The following is a 17,018-nucleotide window of genomic DNA, read 5'->3' as shown; positions in this document are numbered from 1 at the left end:
GGATGGGAAAAGGAGACAGCCATGCGCCTTATCCCCCTTATCCTCGCCGCTTGCCTCGCCATGAGCCCGGCCTTTGCCCTTGACAGCAGCGCGGGAAAACTGACGGTCGAAAAAATGGTTGACCGGCTAAACGATCCTTGGGCGATGGGATTCTTGCCGGATGGCAGCCTGCTCATCACAGAAAAGTCCGGGCGTGTCATCCATATCGAAAACGGCCAGCGCCGGGAATTGGGCGGCCTGCCGGATGTCGCGACGCGCGGGCAGGGTGGCTTGCTCGACGTTCTCATTCCCCGCGATTTCGCGCAGAGCCGTCAGCTTTACTTCACCTATTCCAAGCCGCAACAGGGCGGTGCCGGCACCGCCATCGCCCACGCCCGCCTTGCCCCCGGCGCGGATAGTCTGACCGATTGGACGGTGATTTTCGAACTCGCCCCCGGCTCGTCGGGCGGGCGGCATTTCGGCTCGCGGCTGGTCGAGGGGCGCGACGGGATGCTCTACGCCAGCATCGGCGACCGGGGTGATGACGACTCTGCCCAAGACCTCTCGCGCCAGAACGGTTCGGTCGTTCGCATCGCCCGCGATGGCGCAATCCCGTCGGACAATCCGTTCACTCAAATGTCAGGCGCGCAGCCTCAAATCTGGTCCTATGGCCACCGCAACCCGCAAGGGGCGGCGCTTGACGCCAATGGTAATCTTTGGGTCGTGGAACACGGCGCGCGCGGCGGCGACGAAGTGAACCGCATCACCAAAGGGGCCAATTACGGCTGGCCGGTGATTTCCTATGGCCGCCATTACTCAGGCCTCAAAATCGGCGAAGGCACCCAGAAACCGGGGCTTGAGCAGCCCGCGCATCATTGGGACCCCTCCATCGCGCCGTCTGGCATGATGATCTATCAAGGCGATATGTTCCCGGAATGGCGCGGCGATATCCTTGTCGGATCGCTCAAATTCGACATGATTTCGAGGCTGGATGGCGCGCCGCTCTCAGAGGTCGAGCGCCTGAAATCCCGCGAAACCCAGCGTGTGCGCGATATTCGCGAGGCACCTGATGGGTCAATCTGGTTTCTCAGTGTGGGGCAGGGCGCAGCCTACCGCATCACACGCTGACAGCGATCACACCGACAAACGGGAACTATGCGCGCCGCGTTCGCGGTAGGGCGTCGTGTTGTAATGCGCCCGGTAGCATTTCGAGAAATGCGAGGGCGAGGCAAAACCACAGGCCAGCGCCACGTTGATCACCGTCATGTCGGTCTGCATCAACAGGTTGCGCGCCTTTTGCAGGCGCAGTTCCATGTAATAGCGCTTGGGGCTGCGGCTCAGATAGCGGCGGAACAACCGTTCAAGCTGTCGGGTCGACATGCCCACGTCGCGCGCCAGTGTCGCCGGGCTGATCGGCTCTTCGATATTGGTTTCCATCATCTGGATGACCTGGCTCAGCTTGGGATGCCGCACGCCGATGCGTGTGGGCACGCTCAGACGCTGCGTGTCCTGATCGGTGCGGATCGAGCTATAGATTTGCTGATCCGCCACCGCATTGGCCAGCTTTTCGCCATGGTCATCCGCGATGATGTTGAGCATGAGGTCAATCGACGATGTGCCCCCCGCCGTGCTCATCCGGTTGCCATCAATCACAAAGACCGATTTCGTCAGGGTGACGTCCTCGAACTCTTCGAGGAAACTGTCGTGGTTTTCCCAATGGATCGTCGCGCGTTTGCCATCGAGCAACCCCGCCCGCGCCAGCACATAGGACGCGGTGCAGAGCCCGCCCATGCGCAGCCCCTTGCGCGCCTCACGGCGCAGCCAGTTCAACATGCGCTTGGTCGCGGCCTTTTGCACATCCATGCCGCCACAGACCAGAACCACATCTTCACGGTTCAACTCCGACAACGGAAAGTCGAGGTTGAATCGCACCCCGGCAGAGCAGGTGATCACATCCTCGGAATCGCCCGTCAGCGCCCAGCTATAAAGCTCTTCTTCGGCCATGCGATTGGCGATGCGCAGACATTCAATGGCCGAGGCAAAGCTGAGCAAGGTGAAGTTGTCCAACAGCACAAACACAAAGCGTTTGGGCTCCTTGGGCGCTTTTACCGCGATTTTCGTGGCCTCTGACGTCATCATCACCCGATTCCCCGGCGCAACGGCCTCTCTAGCGGTCTGTCACGAAACCGTCGCGATTGACAAGAGAGGCATGGTCGATTTGCGACGCATTCTTGTGCGTTTCATATGGCCTCTTGCGCGCCGCTTTGCTACACACAGGCCTCAGATTACGTTCAATGCGGAGTAAGGACGATGACGGAATGGCAGAAAACGGGCTGGCGCGCGAAACCGCGGGTGCAGATGCCCGATTATATCGATGCCGCCGCTCTGGCCAGTGTCGAGGCACGTCTGAGGCAATATCCGCCGCTGGTTTTCGCCGGTGAGGCGCGCCGCCTCAAGCGCGCGCTTGGGGCCGCCGCACGCGGCGAGGCGTTTCTGCTCCAAGGCGGCGATTGCGCCGAGGCGTTTGATCAATTCTCTGCCGATGCGATCCGCGACACCTTCAAGGTGATGCTGCAAATGGCGATGGTGCTGACCTACGGGGCCAAGGTGCCGGTGGTCAAGGTGGGCCGCATGGCCGGGCAATTCGCCAAGCCGCGCTCGGCCCCGACAGAGGTGATTGATGGGCTGGAACTGCCCAGCTACCGCGGCGACATCATCAACGAACTGGCCTTCACCCCCGAGGCCCGCATCCCCAACCCTGAAAAGATGTTGCAGGCCTACACGCAGGCCGCCGCAACCCTCAATCTCTTGCGCGCTTTTTCAACGGGCGGGTACGCCGATGTGCATCAGGTCCATGCCTGGACCCTCGGCTTTACCGAGAGCGAGAAGGCCGCGCGCTACCGCGAGATGGCCAATCACATCTCGGACGCGCTCGACTTCATGAAGGCGGCGGGCGTGGACAGCGACAATGCGCATACGCTCAAAACCGTGGATTTCTACACCTCGCACGAGAGCCTCTTGCTGGAATACGAAGAGGCGCTCTGCCGGCTTGATTCCACCTCTGGCAAATGGCTGGCGGGGTCGGGTCATATGCTCTGGATCGGCGACCGCACCCGGCAACCCGAGGGTGCGCATGTCGAATTCCTGCGCGGCGTGCAGAACCCCATTGGCCTCAAATGCGGGCCGTCGATGACCTCTGAGGATCTGAAGCGGCTCTTGGCCACGCTGAACCCCACCAATGAGGCGGGACGCCTCTCGCTCATCGCCCGGTTTGGCGCGGGCAAAGTGGCCGAGAACCTGCCGCGCCTCATTCGCACGGTGCAGGAAGAGGGCGCGAATGTGCTCTGGGTCTGCGATCCGATGCATGGCAACACGATCAAATCCGCGACCGGCTACAAGACGCGGCCGTTCGAATTGGTGCTGCGCGAGGTGCAGGAGTTCTTTGGAATCCACAAGGCCGAGGGCACCATCCCCGGCGGCGTGCATTTCGAGATGACCGGACAGGATGTGACCGAATGCACCGGCGGCATGCGCGCGCTCTCCGAGGAAAATCTCTCGGCGCGCTACCACACCGCCTGCGATCCGCGCCTCAATGCCAGCCAGTCGCTCGAACTGGCCTTCCTTGTGGCGGAAGAGCTGAAATCCCTGCGCCATGACCGCCGTCAGGCCGAAGCTGGGTAAATGAACAGGATGACCGCAACGGGGCAAGGCCCTGTTGCGGTTTTGTGTTTTCGTCGTCGGGGGTAAAGGTCGGGGGTAAGAAATGAGCCGCGCGATCGCTGGGCCGGGGACTAGCGAAGCAACGGAAGTGACTGGCACTTTATGCTTGCCAAGTCCGTCCAGCCCACAGTCTCGCGCGCCCTCTCATAATCGCTAGGCCGCGGGACGGCCCAGCGATCGCGCGGCGGCGCTTCGCGCCTTGTTCCGCGCGGGGGCGACCTAAAGCGTGTCGATTCTCCGATAGAACGCCAAGGCCGCGCCCGGCTTACTTCACCACCCGCAAATATGCCCGCCCGCGCGGCGCACCGCGTCCACGCCACGCATCACGCAGACCGCCCGGCATCACCTCAAGCGGCCCGGCCACCGGCACCGCAGCCCCCCCAAGCGGCAGCACCCGAACCGCCTCCATCTCGAACCGCCGCGACGCACGCCCGATGTCGCCGTTTGTCACCAGACAGCCCAGTGCCCGCGACACATCGCCCAAATCGCTGCGCAGCGGCCAGAGCATGAGACGCCCGGTCATCTCGGGCCGCCCCAACCCCGCCTTGGCACGGAGGTCTATCTCCAGCCGCGCAGGCCGCTCGAAGAGATCGACCAGCGCCAGCGCAAACGCCTCTCGCGCGCTCGGGGCGATGAAACTCGACAGCGGCATGCCGCGCACCTCCATCCCCATCACGGCATTGAGATGCAGCCCCGCAACCCGCAGCCGCGTCACCCCCGGAGCAATCCGCTCGGCGATAAAGGCATTGGACAAGAGCCCGCCAATCCGGCGCGGGTCAATTTCCGAGCGGCGCGGCACATCGGGGCCCGCGCAGAGCCCCTCCCAATACCCGTGCAGGGCCTGCAGATCGCTGGCCTGCTGCGCGCTCAGCGCGCCCGCACACCCCGGCCCCAGCGCGCGTGTTATCTCGTCTTGCATGCCACGGTCCTTTCGATCCAGCCCCCGGCTCAGGGCATCCCCCAGTGCTGCGCCAGTCTGACTGGCAGAATTTACGCAGCGCCTGAAGCACCGCACGTTGCCCCAAGACTGCCACAAGTTTTCGGGAATTTGTTTAAAAATCGCGGGGATTGGTTAACCTCTGGGACAGACACGCCCCGCCGCCGGGACTTGCCAGCCGCTGGGTCACGCACTAGGACAGGCCAAAACTGCCCGCGCCGAGGAACCTTGCCGATGATCCAGTCGATGACCGCTTTTGCCACGGCCACGGGGGCCGTTTCGGGCCATAGCTGGACCTGGGAATTGCGCGGCGTGAATGGCAAGGGGCTCGATCTGCGCCTGCGCGTGCCGGACTGGATCGAGGGGCTGGAACCCGCCTTGCGGGCGCGGCTGGGGCAGGGGATCACACGCGGCAATGTCGCACTCAGCCTGCGCCTGACCAGCGACGATGCCAGCGGCCAATTGGCGGTCAACCCTGACCGGCTCGATGATGTACTGCGCGCCATGGCACTGGTCGAGGATCGCGCCATGGCCTGCGGCCTCTCGCTTGCCCCGGCCACCGCCGCCGATATCCTGTCCTTGCGCGGCGTGATCGAGGCGGGCACCGGCGAGACCGACACCAGCGCGCTCTGCGCGACGCTCTTGGCGGATTTCGAACCGGTGTTGCAGGATTTCCTTGCCATGCGCTCCGCCGAGGGCGCAGCACTGGCCAAAGTGCTGCACGCCCAACTGGACGACATAGCACGCCTGACCCAATCCGCCCATGACCTGCTCGCCCAACGCAGCGCCGACATCGCCCGCAGCCACCAGACCGCACTTGCGCGCCTGCGCGATACCGCCACCGATCTTGATCCCGCGCGTCTGGCGCAGGAACTGGCGATCTTGGCGGTCAAGCTTGACGTCACCGAAGAGCTGGACCGCCTGCGCGCCCATGTGGCGGCAACGCGGGCGCTGCTAAAGGCAGGCTCGCCCCTTGGCCGCAAGATCGACTTTCTGAGCCAGGAATTCAACCGCGAGGCCAACACGCTCTGCTCCAAGGCGCAGCACAGCGGGCTGACCGAGATCGGGCTCAACCTCAAGACCGTGATCGACCAGATGCGCGAACAGGTGCAGAATGTCGAATGACGCAGCATCCGCACTGGCGGAGTTTGAGTATTTTCACCATGAAGAAGGGCAGGGGACAGCATGAGCAACCGCAGAGGCCTCTTGATCATCCTGTCCTCGCCCTCGGGCGCGGGCAAATCCACCCTGTCGCGGCGCCTGCGCGACTGGGACGAAACCATTGCCTTTTCCGTCTCGGCCACCACCCGCGCGCCGCGCCCCGGCGAGGTGGATGGGCAGGATTATCACTTCATGACCCAAGCCCAGTTCAAACAGGATGTGGCGGCGGGTGAGATGCTGGAACATGCGCATGTGTTCGGCAATTTCTACGGCAGTCCGCGCGCGCCGGTGCAGGCGGCCATTGATGCAGGGCGCGACGTGCTCTTTGACATCGACTGGCAAGGCGCGCAGCAGATCCGCAACTCGGCCCTTGGCGCGCATACGCTCTCGATCTTTCTGCTTCCCCCCTCGATCCGCGAATTGCACCGCAGGCTGGAAACACGCGGGCAGGATACCCCCGAGGTCATCGCCAAACGGATGGAGAAAAGCTGGGACGAGATCAGCCACTGGGATGGCTATGATTTTGTGCTGATCAATGACAACCTGGATGCCACAGAGGCGCGGCTCAAGACCATCATCGAGGCCACGCGCCTGCGCCGCAGCCAACAGCCGGGCCTGACCGCGCATGTGCGCGCGCTGCAAACCGAATTCGAGGAGATGCAATGACGATCTATACGCTCGATGGCCACGCGCCGCAGATTGCCCAAGACAGCTGGATCGCCCCCGATGCCAACCTGATCGGCAAAGTGGTGATCGAGGATCTGGCCTCGGTCTGGTTCGGCTGCACCCTGCGCGGCGATAACGAGGAAATCCGCGTGGGCGCGGGCAGCAATGTGCAGGAAAACTGCGTCATGCACACTGATATGGGTTATCCGCTCGTCATCGGGCCGGGCTGCACCATCGGGCACAAGGCGATGCTGCATGGCTGCATTTTGGAAGAGAATGTGCTGATCGGCATGGGGGCCACGGTGCTCAATGGCGCGCGCATCGGACGCAACAGCCTGATTGGCGCAGGCGCCTTGATCACCGAAGGCAAGGTCATCCCCGAAGGCAGCCTTGTCATGGGGGCGCCGGGTCGGGTGGTGCGCAGTCTTGACGAGGCGGCGATTGCCACGCTGCGCGCCACGGCGCTGCATTACCAACAGAATATGCGCCGGTACCGCTCCGGTCTTGTGGCGCTCTGACCCGCGATGCAGGGTCTGGCCACGGTTCTGGCAGGTATCCCGATGGCCGCCATTCTGGTGGGGCCGGATGATCGCATCATCGCCGCCAATCAGGGCGCGCGCGACATGCTGGGGCAGGGGCTTGAGGGGCGTCACCTGCTGACCGCGCTCCGGCAACCCGATGTGCTCGAGGCGATCGAGGCCAGCTTGCGCGATCGTCTGCCGCGCAAGATCACCTATCAGACCTCAGAGGCCGGGCGCGACAGCAGCTTTCAGGTGCATGTGGGCTATGTGGAAACCAGCGATGCGCGCGGCACGCTGGTCTGTTTCGAGGATCTGACCGAACGCGAACATGCAGCCCAGATGCGCCGTGATTTCGTGGCCAATGTCAGCCACGAATTGCGCACGCCGCTCACGGCGCTGATGGGATTCATCGAAACGCTGCAAGGGCCCGCGCGCCACGATCAGGCCGCCATCGACCGTTTTCTGGGGATCATGCAATCCGAGGCGGCGCGGATGGAACGCCTTGTGCGGGATCTTCTGTCGCTCAGCCGGGTCGAGAGCGAAGAGCGCGTGCGCCCGCGCGACGAGGTCAATCTGGGGCAGGTGATCGGCTCGGTTCTGCATGCGTTGCGCCCCTTGGCGCGCGACCGCGCCTGCGACATCACCTTTGATCCCCCCGAAGGCATGGTGGTGCGCGGCAATGACGACCAGTTGCAGCAGGTCTTTACCAACCTTGTTGAAAACGCGATCAAATATGGGGGCAAGGACAACCGCATCACGATCACGCTGGAACGGACCCCGCGTGATGCCACCCTGCGCGCCCCGGCCATTGTGGCGCGTGTCCGCGATCAGGGCCCCGGCATCGACCCGCTGCATATCCCCCGCCTGACCGAACGGTTTTACCGTGTCGACACCCATCGCTCGCGCGAGATGGGGGGCACGGGCCTCGGCCTCGCCATCGTCAAGCATATCGTCAACCGCCACAGGGGACGGCTGCGAATCTCCTCCACCCCCGGTGACGGCAGCGAATTCTCGGTGATTCTGCCGCAATGGGACCGCCAAGAGGTCTGAGCGCGCCGCAGGGACCGGGAAAAAACCACCTGAATCCCCCAAGTTCCCTATCTGTCATAAAACCGTTACATAAGTGTAACAAAAGCGTTGTGGTTCTGACCTAGTGCTGGCCCCCGAGGTCGCCCCTGCCTGGGCGTCCCGTGAAACCGAACTCAGGAGCAACTCATGCTGTTCAAATCCACCGTTTCCGCCCTGGCCCTGACGGCCCTCGCCGCTGGCACCGCCGCGGCCCGTGACAACATTCAGATCGCAGGCTCCTCGACCGTGCTGCCCTATGCCGCCATCGTCGCCGAAGCCTTTGGCGAAAACTTTGATTTCCCCACCCCGGTCGTTGAATCCGGCGGGTCGGGCGCTGGCCGCAAGAAACTCTGCGAAGGCGTTGGTGAGAACACCATCGACATCGCCAACTCGTCCTCGCGCATCAAGCAGTCGGATATCGACCTCTGCGCGCAGAATGGCGTGACCGAGATCATGGAAGTCCGCATTGGCTATGATGGCATCGTCTTTGCCTCTGACATCAACGGCCCCGCCTATGCCTTCACCCCGGCCGACTGGCATGCGGCTCTGGCCGCTCAGGTTGCCAAGGATGGCGCTCTGGCCGACAACACCAACAAGGTCTGGTCCGACGTGCGCGCCGACCTGCCCGGCGAAGAAATCCTGGCGTTCGTGCCCGGCACCAAGCACGGCACCCGCGAAGTCTTTGACGAAAAGGTGATCATCGCCGGTTGCGAAGAGAATGGCACCTATGACCTGCATCTCGCAGCCAATGGCGGCGACGCGAAAGCCGCAGAAAAGGCCTGCATGGCGCTGCGCACCGATGGCGTGTCCATCGACATCGACGGCGACTACACCGAAACGCTGGCCCGCGTGGATGCCAACAAGAACGGCATCGGCGTCTTTGGTCTCTCGTTCTACCAGAACAACACCGACAAGCTTCAGGTTGCCACCATGGGCGGCGTCGAGCCGTCGGTTGAAACGATCGCTTCGGGTGACTACCCGGTGTCGCGTCCGCTCTTCTTCTACGTCAAGAACGCGCATCTCGACGTGATCCCCGGCATGCAGGAATATATCGAGTTCTTCGTGTCCGACGAAATCGCAGGCCCCGATGGCCCGCTCTCGGCCTATGGCCTCGTGTCCGATCCCGAGCTTGCCAAGACTCAGGAAATGGTTGCCAACCGCGTCCCCATGGGCGTGCTGAACTAAGACCAAGACCTCCGAGGGGTGGCGCATCTGCGCCATCCCTCCCTTTTTGGCGGAGAGCAGATGAGTACCGGTTATATCACCCTGATCGTGCTCGGCCTGTGTGGGCTGGGCTTTTTCTTGGGGCGCGCACGCGCTTTCGCAACCTCCAAGGCCACGGGCAAGAAATTGCACTCCCTGCCGAATTACTATGGTCAGGCGGTTGCGCTCTACACGGCGGTCCCGGCCCTTTTGCTGATGCTCGCCTGGCTCTTCGTGCAACCCTTGCTGATCGAGGGCCGCATCGCCGGTATGATCCCCGATAGCGTGATCCCCGAAGGCGGGGCCAAGAGCCTTGTGATGGCTGATGTACGCCGCATCGCCGATGGGCTGGATGCGCTGATGGTGGCGGGGCAGATGTCCGAGGATGATCTGGACGCCATGCGCGCCGATTTCACCGATATCCGCAACCGCTTGGGCAATGTCGGTGTGGCGCTTGGCTCTGACGTGCCGGTGCCGGTGTTCGAGGCAGCCAAAGAGTTGCGCACGTCGCAGAACTCCGGCCATTTCCTGATGACCCTCGCGGTGCTGGGTCTGGCGATTGGCCTGCTCATCTGGTCTTGGACGCGGGTGAACCCGGATCAACGCGCGCGCAACGCCTCTGAGACCTTTATTCTGGCGCTCCTCATCGGGGCCTCGTTGGTGGCTATTCTCACCACCGTCGGCATCGTCGCCTCGCTGCTTTTCGAGACGATCAATTTCTTCAAGATGTATCCGGCCCGCGATTTCTTCTTCTCGACCGTCTGGAACCCGCAATTTCGCGGCGGCTCTGATCTGGGCATCCTGCCGCTCTTGTGGGGCACGCTTTACGTGAGCTTTCTGGCGCTGCTGGTGGCGGTGCCGCTGGGGCTGATGATCGCCATCTATCTGGCAGAATACGCCAGCAAACCGCTGCGCGCCTTTGCCAAACCGGCAATCGAGGTGCTGGCCGGCATCCCCACCATCGTCTACGGGCTCTTTGCCCTGATCACCGTGGGGCCATTCCTGCGCGACTATATCGCGTCGCCTCTGGGGCTTGGTTCTTCGTCCTCATCGGTGCTGACTGCCGGTCTGGTGATGGGCATCATGCTTATTCCGTTCGTCTCCTCGCTCTCGGATGACATCATCAACGCGGTGCCGCAATCCATGCGGGATGGCTCTTACGGTCTCGGGGCCACCAAATCGGAAACCATCAAGCAGGTGATCCTGCCCGCGGCCCTGCCGGGTGTGGTGGGCGCCATCCTTCTGGCCGCCTCCCGCGCCATTGGCGAGACGATGATCGTCGTCATGGGGGCAGGGGCCGCCGCCAAACTCGGCCTCAACCCGTTTGAGGCCATGACCACCATCACCGTCAAGATCGTGAGCCAGTTGACCGGCGACACCGAATTCGCCAGCCCCGAAACGCTGGTGGCCTTCGCGCTTGGCCTCACGCTCTTTGTCTTTACGCTGGGGCTCAACGTCCTCGCCCTCGTGATCGTGCGCAAATACCGGGAGCAGTACGAATGACCGATTTCACCGCCTCAGACGCCGTCCCGGCTCCGCGCAAGGGCTCCTTGCTGACGCAGGACGCGCGCACCAAGCAGCGCAATGCCAAAGAGGCACGCTTTCGCATGATGGGGCTGATTGCCGTCACCATCGGCGTGCTCTCTCTGGTGGGGCTGCTGACCTCGATCCTTGCCAGTGGCCTGTCGTCCTTTCAACAGACCTATGTCGAACTCGAGGTCTATCTCGACCCTGCCAAACTCGACAAGAAGGGCGACCGCAATCCCGACGACATCGCCAAGGTCTCGACCTTTGGCTACACCCCGCTGATCGAGGCGGCGATGCTCTCGGCCATCGAGCGCACGGGTGCTGTTTCAGACGTCGCCAATACCAAGGCAGCGGGCGAGTTGATTTCCAAGGAGGCCCCCGCCACCCTGCGTGATTTCGTCTTGGCCAACCCCGACTTGATCGGCGAAACCGTGCAATTCGATCTGCTTGCCGCAGGGCGCATCGACGGCTTTTTCAAAGGCCGCGTGACGATGGAAAGCGCGGCCCTTGACCGCAATGTCTCGCCCGAGCAACTCCAACTTGCCCAACAACTCAAAGAGGCGGGTATCCTAAGAACCAAGTTCAACTGGGCCTTCTTCACCGCGCCCGATGCCTCTGACACCCGCCCCGAGGCGGCCGGTCTGGGTGTGGCGATCATCGGCTCGGCCTATATGATGCTGATCGTGCTGGTTCTCTCGCTGCCCTTGGGGGTCGCGGCCTCAATCTATCTCGAGGAGTTCGCGCCCAAGAACCGCTGGACCGACCTGATCGAGGTGAATATCTCGAACCTTGCGGCGGTGCCCTCCATCGTATTCGGTATCCTTGGCCTTGCGATCTTCATCAACATGGTGGGCCTGCCGCAATCGGCCCCCATCGTGGGCGGTCTCGTGCTCACGCTGATGACGCTTCCGACCATCATTATCGCCACGCGCGCAGCGCTCAAATCCGTGCCCCCCTCGATCCGCGATGCGGCGCTTGGTGTGGGTGCGTCCAAGATGCAGGCGATCTTTCACCACGTCCTGCCGCTTGCCATGCCCGGCATCCTCACGGGCGCGATCATCGGTCTGGCACAGGCGCTCGGCGAAACCGCGCCGCTTCTGCTGATCGGCATGGTGGCCTTTGTGCGCGAATATCCCGGTGGCCCGCCCGAAGGCTTCTTTGACCCCGCCGCCGCCCTCCCAGTGCAGGTCTACAACTGGACCCAGCGGGGCGACCCGGCGTTCGTGGAACGCGCGTCCGGGGCCATCATCGTGCTGCTCGTCTTTCTCGTGATCATGAACATCGCCGCCATCCTGCTGCGCAGACGGTTTGAACGCCGCTGGTAAACAAAGGTATAGACCCATGTATGACGCCCCAAAATTCGCGGAGACGAAAGTGACCAACAACGACATCAAGATCGCCGCGCGCAAGGTGCAGGTCTATTATGGCGACACCCATGCCATCAAGGACGTGAATGTCGATATCCTCGACAAGACCGTGACCGCCTTTATTGGCCCGTCGGGCTGTGGCAAATCCACCTTTCTGCGCTGCATCAACCGGATGAACGACACCATCGACATTTGCCGCGTCGAAGGGGATATCCGCATCGACGGCGAAGATGTCTATGACAAGAAGGTCGATCCGGTGCAGTTGCGCGCCAAGGTGGGCATGGTGTTCCAGAAACCCAACCCGTTCCCCAAATCGATCTATGACAACGTGGCCTACGGGCCCCGCATCCATGGCCTCGCCCGCACCAAATCCGAACTGGACGAGATCGTCGAAAAATCCCTGCGCCGCGCCGCACTCTGGAACGAGGCCAAGGATCGTCTTGACCAGCCCGGCACCGGCCTCTCGGGGGGCCAGCAACAGCGCCTCTGCATCGCCCGCGCTGTGGCCACCTCGCCCGAGGTGCTCTTGATGGACGAACCCTGCTCGGCGCTCGATCCCATCGCCACAGCGCAGGTCGAGGAACTCATTGACGAACTGCGGCAGGAGTTTTCCGTGGTCATCGTCACCCATTCGATGCAGCAGGCCGCCCGCGTCAGCCAGAAGACCGCCTTCTTCCACTTGGGTCATCTCGTCGAATTTGGCGACACCGGCCAGATTTTCACCAACCCCAAGGATGAGCGCACCGAAAGCTACATCACCGGGCGTATTGGCTAAGGAACACTCCATGTCCGACCATCAGCACATCGTCTCCTCCTTCGACCGCGACCTCGAGACCATTCAGGCCCATATCATGAAGATGGGCGGCATGGTCGAACGCGCAATCTCCGACGCCGCCCGCTCGCTCGAAACCCGCGACGACGAGCTGGCCGAAGAGGTGCGTGGCCGCGACAAGGCCATCGACGCGCTCGAAGAGCAGATCAACGAAGAGGCCGCCCGCGTTCTGGCCCTGCGGTCGCCCGCCGCGCGCGACCTGCGCGTTGTCCTGACCGTGATCAAGATTTCCGCCAGCCTCGAACGCATCGGCGACTATGCCAAGAACATGGCCAAGCGCACCTCGGTCCTCAGCCAGATGACCGCCGTCAACGGCTCGCCCTCGGCGCTGCGCCGCATGGCCCGCGAGGTCGAGGAAATGCTGAAAGATGTGCTCGACGCCTACATCCAGCGCGACATGGATCTCGCCCATGAGGTGATCCGCCGCGATCAGGATGTCGATCAGATGTATAACGCGATCTTCCGCGAATTCCTGACCTTCATGATGGAAGACCCGCGCAACATCACGCCCTGCATGCACCTGCATTTCATCGCCAAGAACACCGAACGCATGGGCGATCTTGTCACCTCCATCGCCGAACAGGTGGTCTATCTTGTGTCCGGCTCTTTCCCCGACGATCCGCGCCCCAAGAGCGATACAACCTCGGTTGATCCCAGTCTCGCGCCCAAGGGCAGCCACTAAGTAAAGGAGGCGCCGATGTCCGCAGATCAACCCATCGTCCTTTTGGTCGAGGACGAACCGGCGCAGCGCGAAGTGCTGGGCTACAATCTTCAGGCCGACGGCTTTCATGTGCTCACCGCCAGCAATGGCGAAGAGGCGCTGCTCATGGTCTCGGAAATGCCGCCCGATATCATCGTTCTCGACTGGATGATGCCCAATGTCTCGGGCATCGAGGTCTGCCGTCAGCTCAAGACTCGCTCGGAAACGCGCGGCATCCCGATCATCATGCTCTCGGCCCGCTCCGAAGAGGTGGACCGCGTGCGTGGGTTGGAGACGGGCGCCGATGACTATGTGATCAAGCCTTATTCGCTGGTCGAACTGATGGCCCGCGTGCGCGCGCAACTGCGCCGCACCCGTCCCGCCACCGTGGGCGAGCGGCTGGAATATCTCGACATCGTGCTCGATGCCGAAACCCACCGCGTGACCCGCAGCGAAAAGCCGCTGAAACTCGGCCCGACCGAATTTCGCCTGCTGTCCACCTTCATGGAAAAGCCCGGTCGCGTCTGGTCACGCGAGCAACTCTTGGACCGCGTCTGGGGCCGGGATATCTATGTCGACACCCGCACCGTCGATGTTCATATCGGCCGGTTGCGCAAGGCGCTCTGCCAATATGGCGGCGACGATCCCCTGCGCACCGTGCGCGGCGCGGGCTATGCCTTGGGCTGATCCCCGTCAGCGCGGTAACAGGTCTTCGTCCTCGGCCTGTCCTGCCAGCCAATCGCGGAACTTGCAGAGCGCCGGATCACGCCCGTTCTGGACCGGCCAGACAAGGTAATAAGCCCCAGAAATCAGCGTCTTGTCGCCCCAAGCTGATCTAAGCCGCCCCGTCGCCAGATCCTGCTCGGCCAAGTAATCCGGCAAGAGCGCCACGCCCAACCCATGCAATGCCGCCTGCGTGATGGTTGAAAATTGATCATAGATCGTGCCGCTCACCTTGGCCCCGGTCACGCCCTGCGCCTCGAACCACGCAGGCCAGGCACCGGGCCGCGTCTCGATTTGCAAGAGCGGCAAGTGCAAGAGGTCCTTCGCCTGTGTGATCGGCGCATGACGTGCCAGAAACTCGGGCGTTGCCACCGCCACAACCCGCTCTGTCCGCAGCCGTAACGCCTCGGTCCCAAGCCAATCCGCTTTGCCAAAATGTATAGCCGCATCAAATGGTTCTGCAGCAAAGTTAAACGGTTTCAACCGGGTTGAGAGGTTGATCGTCACCTCCGGATAGAGCCGCGCGAACTCGGCCAGTCGCGGCACCAGCCAGCGCATGCCGAACGTGGGCAGAATCGCAAGGCTCAGGCTGCCCCCCGCCGGATTCGCCGTCAGCGTGAGCGACGCTTGCGCAATCTGTTGCAACGCGCCCCGGATTTTATCCGCATATTCCGCCGCCTCCGGGGTCAGGTGAATGCCGCGCCCGTGCCGCACGATCAACCCCACGCCAAGCTGATCTTCCAATGTTTTCAATTGCCTGCTGACCGCACTTTGCGTTTGCGACAATTCCGCCGCCGCCGCCGTGGCGCTGCCCAGACGGTCCAGCGCCTCCAGCGCGCGCAAGGATGATATCGACGGAAGAAAGCGGCGGGGCAGGGTCATTCTTGCGGTTTACTCATATGTCCATGTGAATTTATCGTTATTCATCGGCGTTTTGCCAGTGTAACCTGTCCTCAACTCGGAAAATACGCCACAGGAGCTCGCCATGAACGCCAATACCCCGACGCTGCGCGCCAAGGATGCCCCGGATCTCAACGCTTTTGACTGGGCCGATCCCTTCCGCCTCAATGATCAACTCTCCGAAGAAGAGCGCATGATCACCGAGAGCGCGCGCACCTTTGCGCAAGAGGTGCTGCAACCGCGCGTCATCGCCGCCTACCGCGAAGAGCGTGTTGATCCCGGTATTTTCAAGGAAATGGGCCAGATGGGCCTATTGGGCACCACCATTCCCGAGGAATACGGCGGGCTGGGGGCCAACTATGTCTCTTACGGTCTCGTCGCCCGCGAAATCGAGCGGGTTGATTCGGGCTACCGTTCGATGATGAGCGTGCAATCGTCGCTCGTGATGTATCCGATCTACGCCTACGGGTCGGAAGAGCAGCGCCGCAAATACCTGCCCGGTCTGGCCAGTGGCGACCTCATCGGCTGCTTTGGCCTGACAGAGCCGGATGCGGGCAGCGACCCCGCAGGCATGAAAACCCGCGCCGTGCGCACCGACAGCGGCTATCGCCTGACCGGCTCCAAGATGTGGATTTCCAACAGCCCCATCGCCGATGTCTTCGTGGTCTGGGCCAAATCCGAGGCGCATGACGGCAAGATCCGCGGCTTCATTCTCGAAAAGGGTATGAAGGGTCTGAGCGCCCCCAAGGTCGGCGGCAAACTCAGCTTGCGCGCCTCTGTCACAGGCGAGATCGTGATGGACAATGTCGAGGTGCCCGAGTCCGCACTTCTGCCCAATGTTCAAGGACTTAAAGGGCCCTTTGGATGTCTCAACCGCGCCCGCTATGGCATTGCTTGGGGCGTCATGGGGGCCGCTGAATTCTGCTGGCACGCGTCCCGGCAATACGGGCTCGATCGCAAACAATTCAACCGCCCGCTCGCCCAGACCCAGCTTTTCCAGTTGAAACTGGCCAATATGCAAACCGAAATCACCCTCGGGCTGCAGGCCGCCCTGCGCGTCGGCCGCCTGATGGACGAGGCCAACGCCGCCCCCGAAATGATCTCTATGATCAAACGCAACAATTGCGGCAAGGCGCTCGAGATTGCCCGCCACGCCCGCGACATGCACGGCGGCAACGGCATTTCCGAGGAGTTTCAGGTCATTCGCCACATGGTCAATCTCGAAACGGTCAATACCTACGAGGGCACGCATGATGTGCATGCGCTCATCCTTGGCCGGGCGCAGACCGGACTTCAGGCGTTCTTCTGATCCATGCCGGGCCTTGGCAACCTCTGGCGCGAGAGCGCTCTCGAGACCTTTGCAGCGCCGCCTTTGCGCGGCGAACGCATGGTGGATCTGGCCATCATCGGCGCGGGGTTCACGGGCCTGTCGGCGGCGCTGCATGCCGCAGGGCAGGGGGCCGATGTGGCGGTGCTCGAGGCCGAAACTGTGGGCGAGGGGGGCTCTGGCCGCAACGTGGGCCTTGTCAACGCAGGGCTATGGCTCCCGCCCGATGAGGTGTGCAAGATCCTCGGGGTAGAGGCGGGCGAACATCTGAACACGGTTCTGGCCGAGGCCCCAACGCTGGTCTTTGACCTCATTGCACAGCATGACATCGCCTGCGAGGCCACCCGCAACGGCACCCTGCATCTCGCCCACGCGCCCAAGGCCATG

The 17,018-nt window shown here is 62.6% G+C and carries 17 protein-coding genes; 14 read left to right on the top strand and 3 right to left on the bottom strand.

Translation table 11 applies throughout. The annotated features are described in order from the left end of the window. Nucleotides 1-21 precede the first annotated feature (21 nt). Nucleotides 22-1,107 (top strand): PQQ-dependent sugar dehydrogenase, encoded by a 1,086-nt coding sequence (locus KBT70_RS00765; protein WP_296627612.1) that lies wholly within the window; start codon nucleotides 22-24, stop codon nucleotides 1,105-1,107. Nucleotides 1,108-1,113: 6 nt separating this feature from the next. Here the strand turns inward: KBT70_RS00765 and KBT70_RS00760 are convergent, their stop codons facing one another. Beyond that, complete coding sequence (locus tag KBT70_RS00760; protein WP_296627615.1) at nucleotides 1,114-2,115, bottom strand: GlxA family transcriptional regulator; 1,002 nt, start codon at nucleotides 2,113-2,115, stop codon at nucleotides 1,114-1,116. Nucleotides 2,116-2,289: 174 nt separating this feature from the next. On the opposite strand from KBT70_RS00760, the gene KBT70_RS00755 reads away from it, so the two are divergent. Continuing rightward, entirely contained in the window at nucleotides 2,290-3,660 is a 1,371-nt protein-coding gene (locus tag KBT70_RS00755) for a class II 3-deoxy-7-phosphoheptulonate synthase (RefSeq protein WP_296627611.1), read from the top strand. Between the two features lie 304 nt (nucleotides 3,661-3,964). On the opposite strand, the gene KBT70_RS00750 is transcribed toward KBT70_RS00755, so the two are convergent. Further along, the gene (locus KBT70_RS00750) at nucleotides 3,965-4,618 is read right to left on the bottom strand and encodes a PAS domain-containing protein (RefSeq protein WP_296627609.1); all 654 of its coding nucleotides are present in this window, start codon (nucleotides 4,616-4,618) and stop codon (nucleotides 3,965-3,967) included. Nucleotides 4,619-4,870: 252 nt separating this feature from the next. On the opposite strand from KBT70_RS00750, the gene KBT70_RS00745 reads away from it, so the two are divergent. From KBT70_RS00745 to phoB, 10 genes are all read left to right on the top strand, one after another. Next, nucleotides 4,871-5,761: a YicC/YloC family endoribonuclease gene (locus tag KBT70_RS00745; protein ID WP_296627607.1), complete on the top strand. Its 891-nt coding sequence runs from the start codon at nucleotides 4,871-4,873 to the stop codon at nucleotides 5,759-5,761. A gap of 60 nt (nucleotides 5,762-5,821) precedes the next feature. After that, nucleotides 5,822-6,463, top strand: coding sequence for a guanylate kinase (gene gmk / locus KBT70_RS00740; RefSeq protein ID WP_296627605.1), 642 nt, complete (start codon nucleotides 5,822-5,824; stop codon nucleotides 6,461-6,463). Next, nucleotides 6,460-6,981, top strand: a complete 522-nt coding sequence (locus tag KBT70_RS00735) for a gamma carbonic anhydrase family protein (RefSeq protein ID WP_296627603.1) — start codon at nucleotides 6,460-6,462, stop codon at nucleotides 6,979-6,981. Before gmk ends, KBT70_RS00735 begins: the two co-directional genes overlap by 4 nt. A 6-nt stretch (nucleotides 6,982-6,987) precedes the next feature. After that, nucleotides 6,988-8,034, top strand: coding sequence for an ATP-binding protein (locus tag KBT70_RS00730; RefSeq protein WP_296627601.1), 1,047 nt, complete (start codon nucleotides 6,988-6,990; stop codon nucleotides 8,032-8,034). Between the two features lie 165 nt (nucleotides 8,035-8,199). Further along, nucleotides 8,200-9,237: a substrate-binding domain-containing protein gene (locus tag KBT70_RS00725; RefSeq protein ID WP_296627598.1), complete on the top strand. Its 1,038-nt coding sequence runs from the start codon at nucleotides 8,200-8,202 to the stop codon at nucleotides 9,235-9,237. A gap of 60 nt (nucleotides 9,238-9,297) precedes the next feature. After that, a complete protein-coding gene (gene pstC, locus KBT70_RS00720; RefSeq protein ID WP_296627596.1) occupies nucleotides 9,298-10,758 on the top strand; it encodes a phosphate ABC transporter permease subunit PstC in 1,461 nt (486 codons plus the stop codon). Beyond that, entirely contained in the window at nucleotides 10,755-12,107 is a 1,353-nt protein-coding gene (gene pstA, locus KBT70_RS00715) for a phosphate ABC transporter permease PstA (protein ID WP_296627594.1), read from the top strand. Before pstC ends, pstA begins: the two co-directional genes overlap by 4 nt. Nucleotides 12,108-12,123: 16 nt before the next feature. Further along, entirely contained in the window at nucleotides 12,124-12,924 is an 801-nt protein-coding gene (gene pstB, locus KBT70_RS00710; protein ID WP_296627592.1) for a phosphate ABC transporter ATP-binding protein PstB, read from the top strand. A gap of 10 nt (nucleotides 12,925-12,934) precedes the next feature. After that, entirely contained in the window at nucleotides 12,935-13,663 is a 729-nt protein-coding gene (phoU, locus tag KBT70_RS00705; protein ID WP_296627590.1) for a phosphate signaling complex protein PhoU, read from the top strand. A gap of 15 nt (nucleotides 13,664-13,678) precedes the next feature. Continuing rightward, complete coding sequence (gene phoB, locus KBT70_RS00700) at nucleotides 13,679-14,368, top strand: phosphate regulon transcriptional regulator PhoB (protein WP_296627588.1); 690 nt, start codon at nucleotides 13,679-13,681, stop codon at nucleotides 14,366-14,368. Between the two features lie 6 nt (nucleotides 14,369-14,374). Here phoB and KBT70_RS00695 read toward each other — a convergent pair whose 3' ends face one another. Next, on the bottom strand, nucleotides 14,375-15,286 hold the full coding sequence (locus KBT70_RS00695; protein ID WP_296627586.1) for a LysR substrate-binding domain-containing protein: 912 nt from the start codon (nucleotides 15,284-15,286) through the stop codon (nucleotides 14,375-14,377). Between the two features lie 103 nt (nucleotides 15,287-15,389). Between KBT70_RS00695 and KBT70_RS00690 the strand changes: the two genes are divergently transcribed. After that, complete coding sequence (locus KBT70_RS00690; RefSeq protein ID WP_296627585.1) at nucleotides 15,390-16,613, top strand: acyl-CoA dehydrogenase; 1,224 nt, start codon at nucleotides 15,390-15,392, stop codon at nucleotides 16,611-16,613. 3 nt (nucleotides 16,614-16,616) lie between these two features. Further along, the coding region (locus KBT70_RS00685; RefSeq protein WP_296627583.1) for an FAD-dependent oxidoreductase at nucleotides 16,617-17,018 on the top strand (402 nt) is incomplete at its 3' end.

Origin of the sequence: Roseovarius sp. (genome assembly GCF_018066915.1) — a bacterium.
Lineage (GTDB): Bacteria > Pseudomonadota > Alphaproteobacteria > Rhodobacterales > Rhodobacteraceae > Roseovarius.
This window is presented reverse-complemented; position numbering and strand designations above follow the sequence as displayed.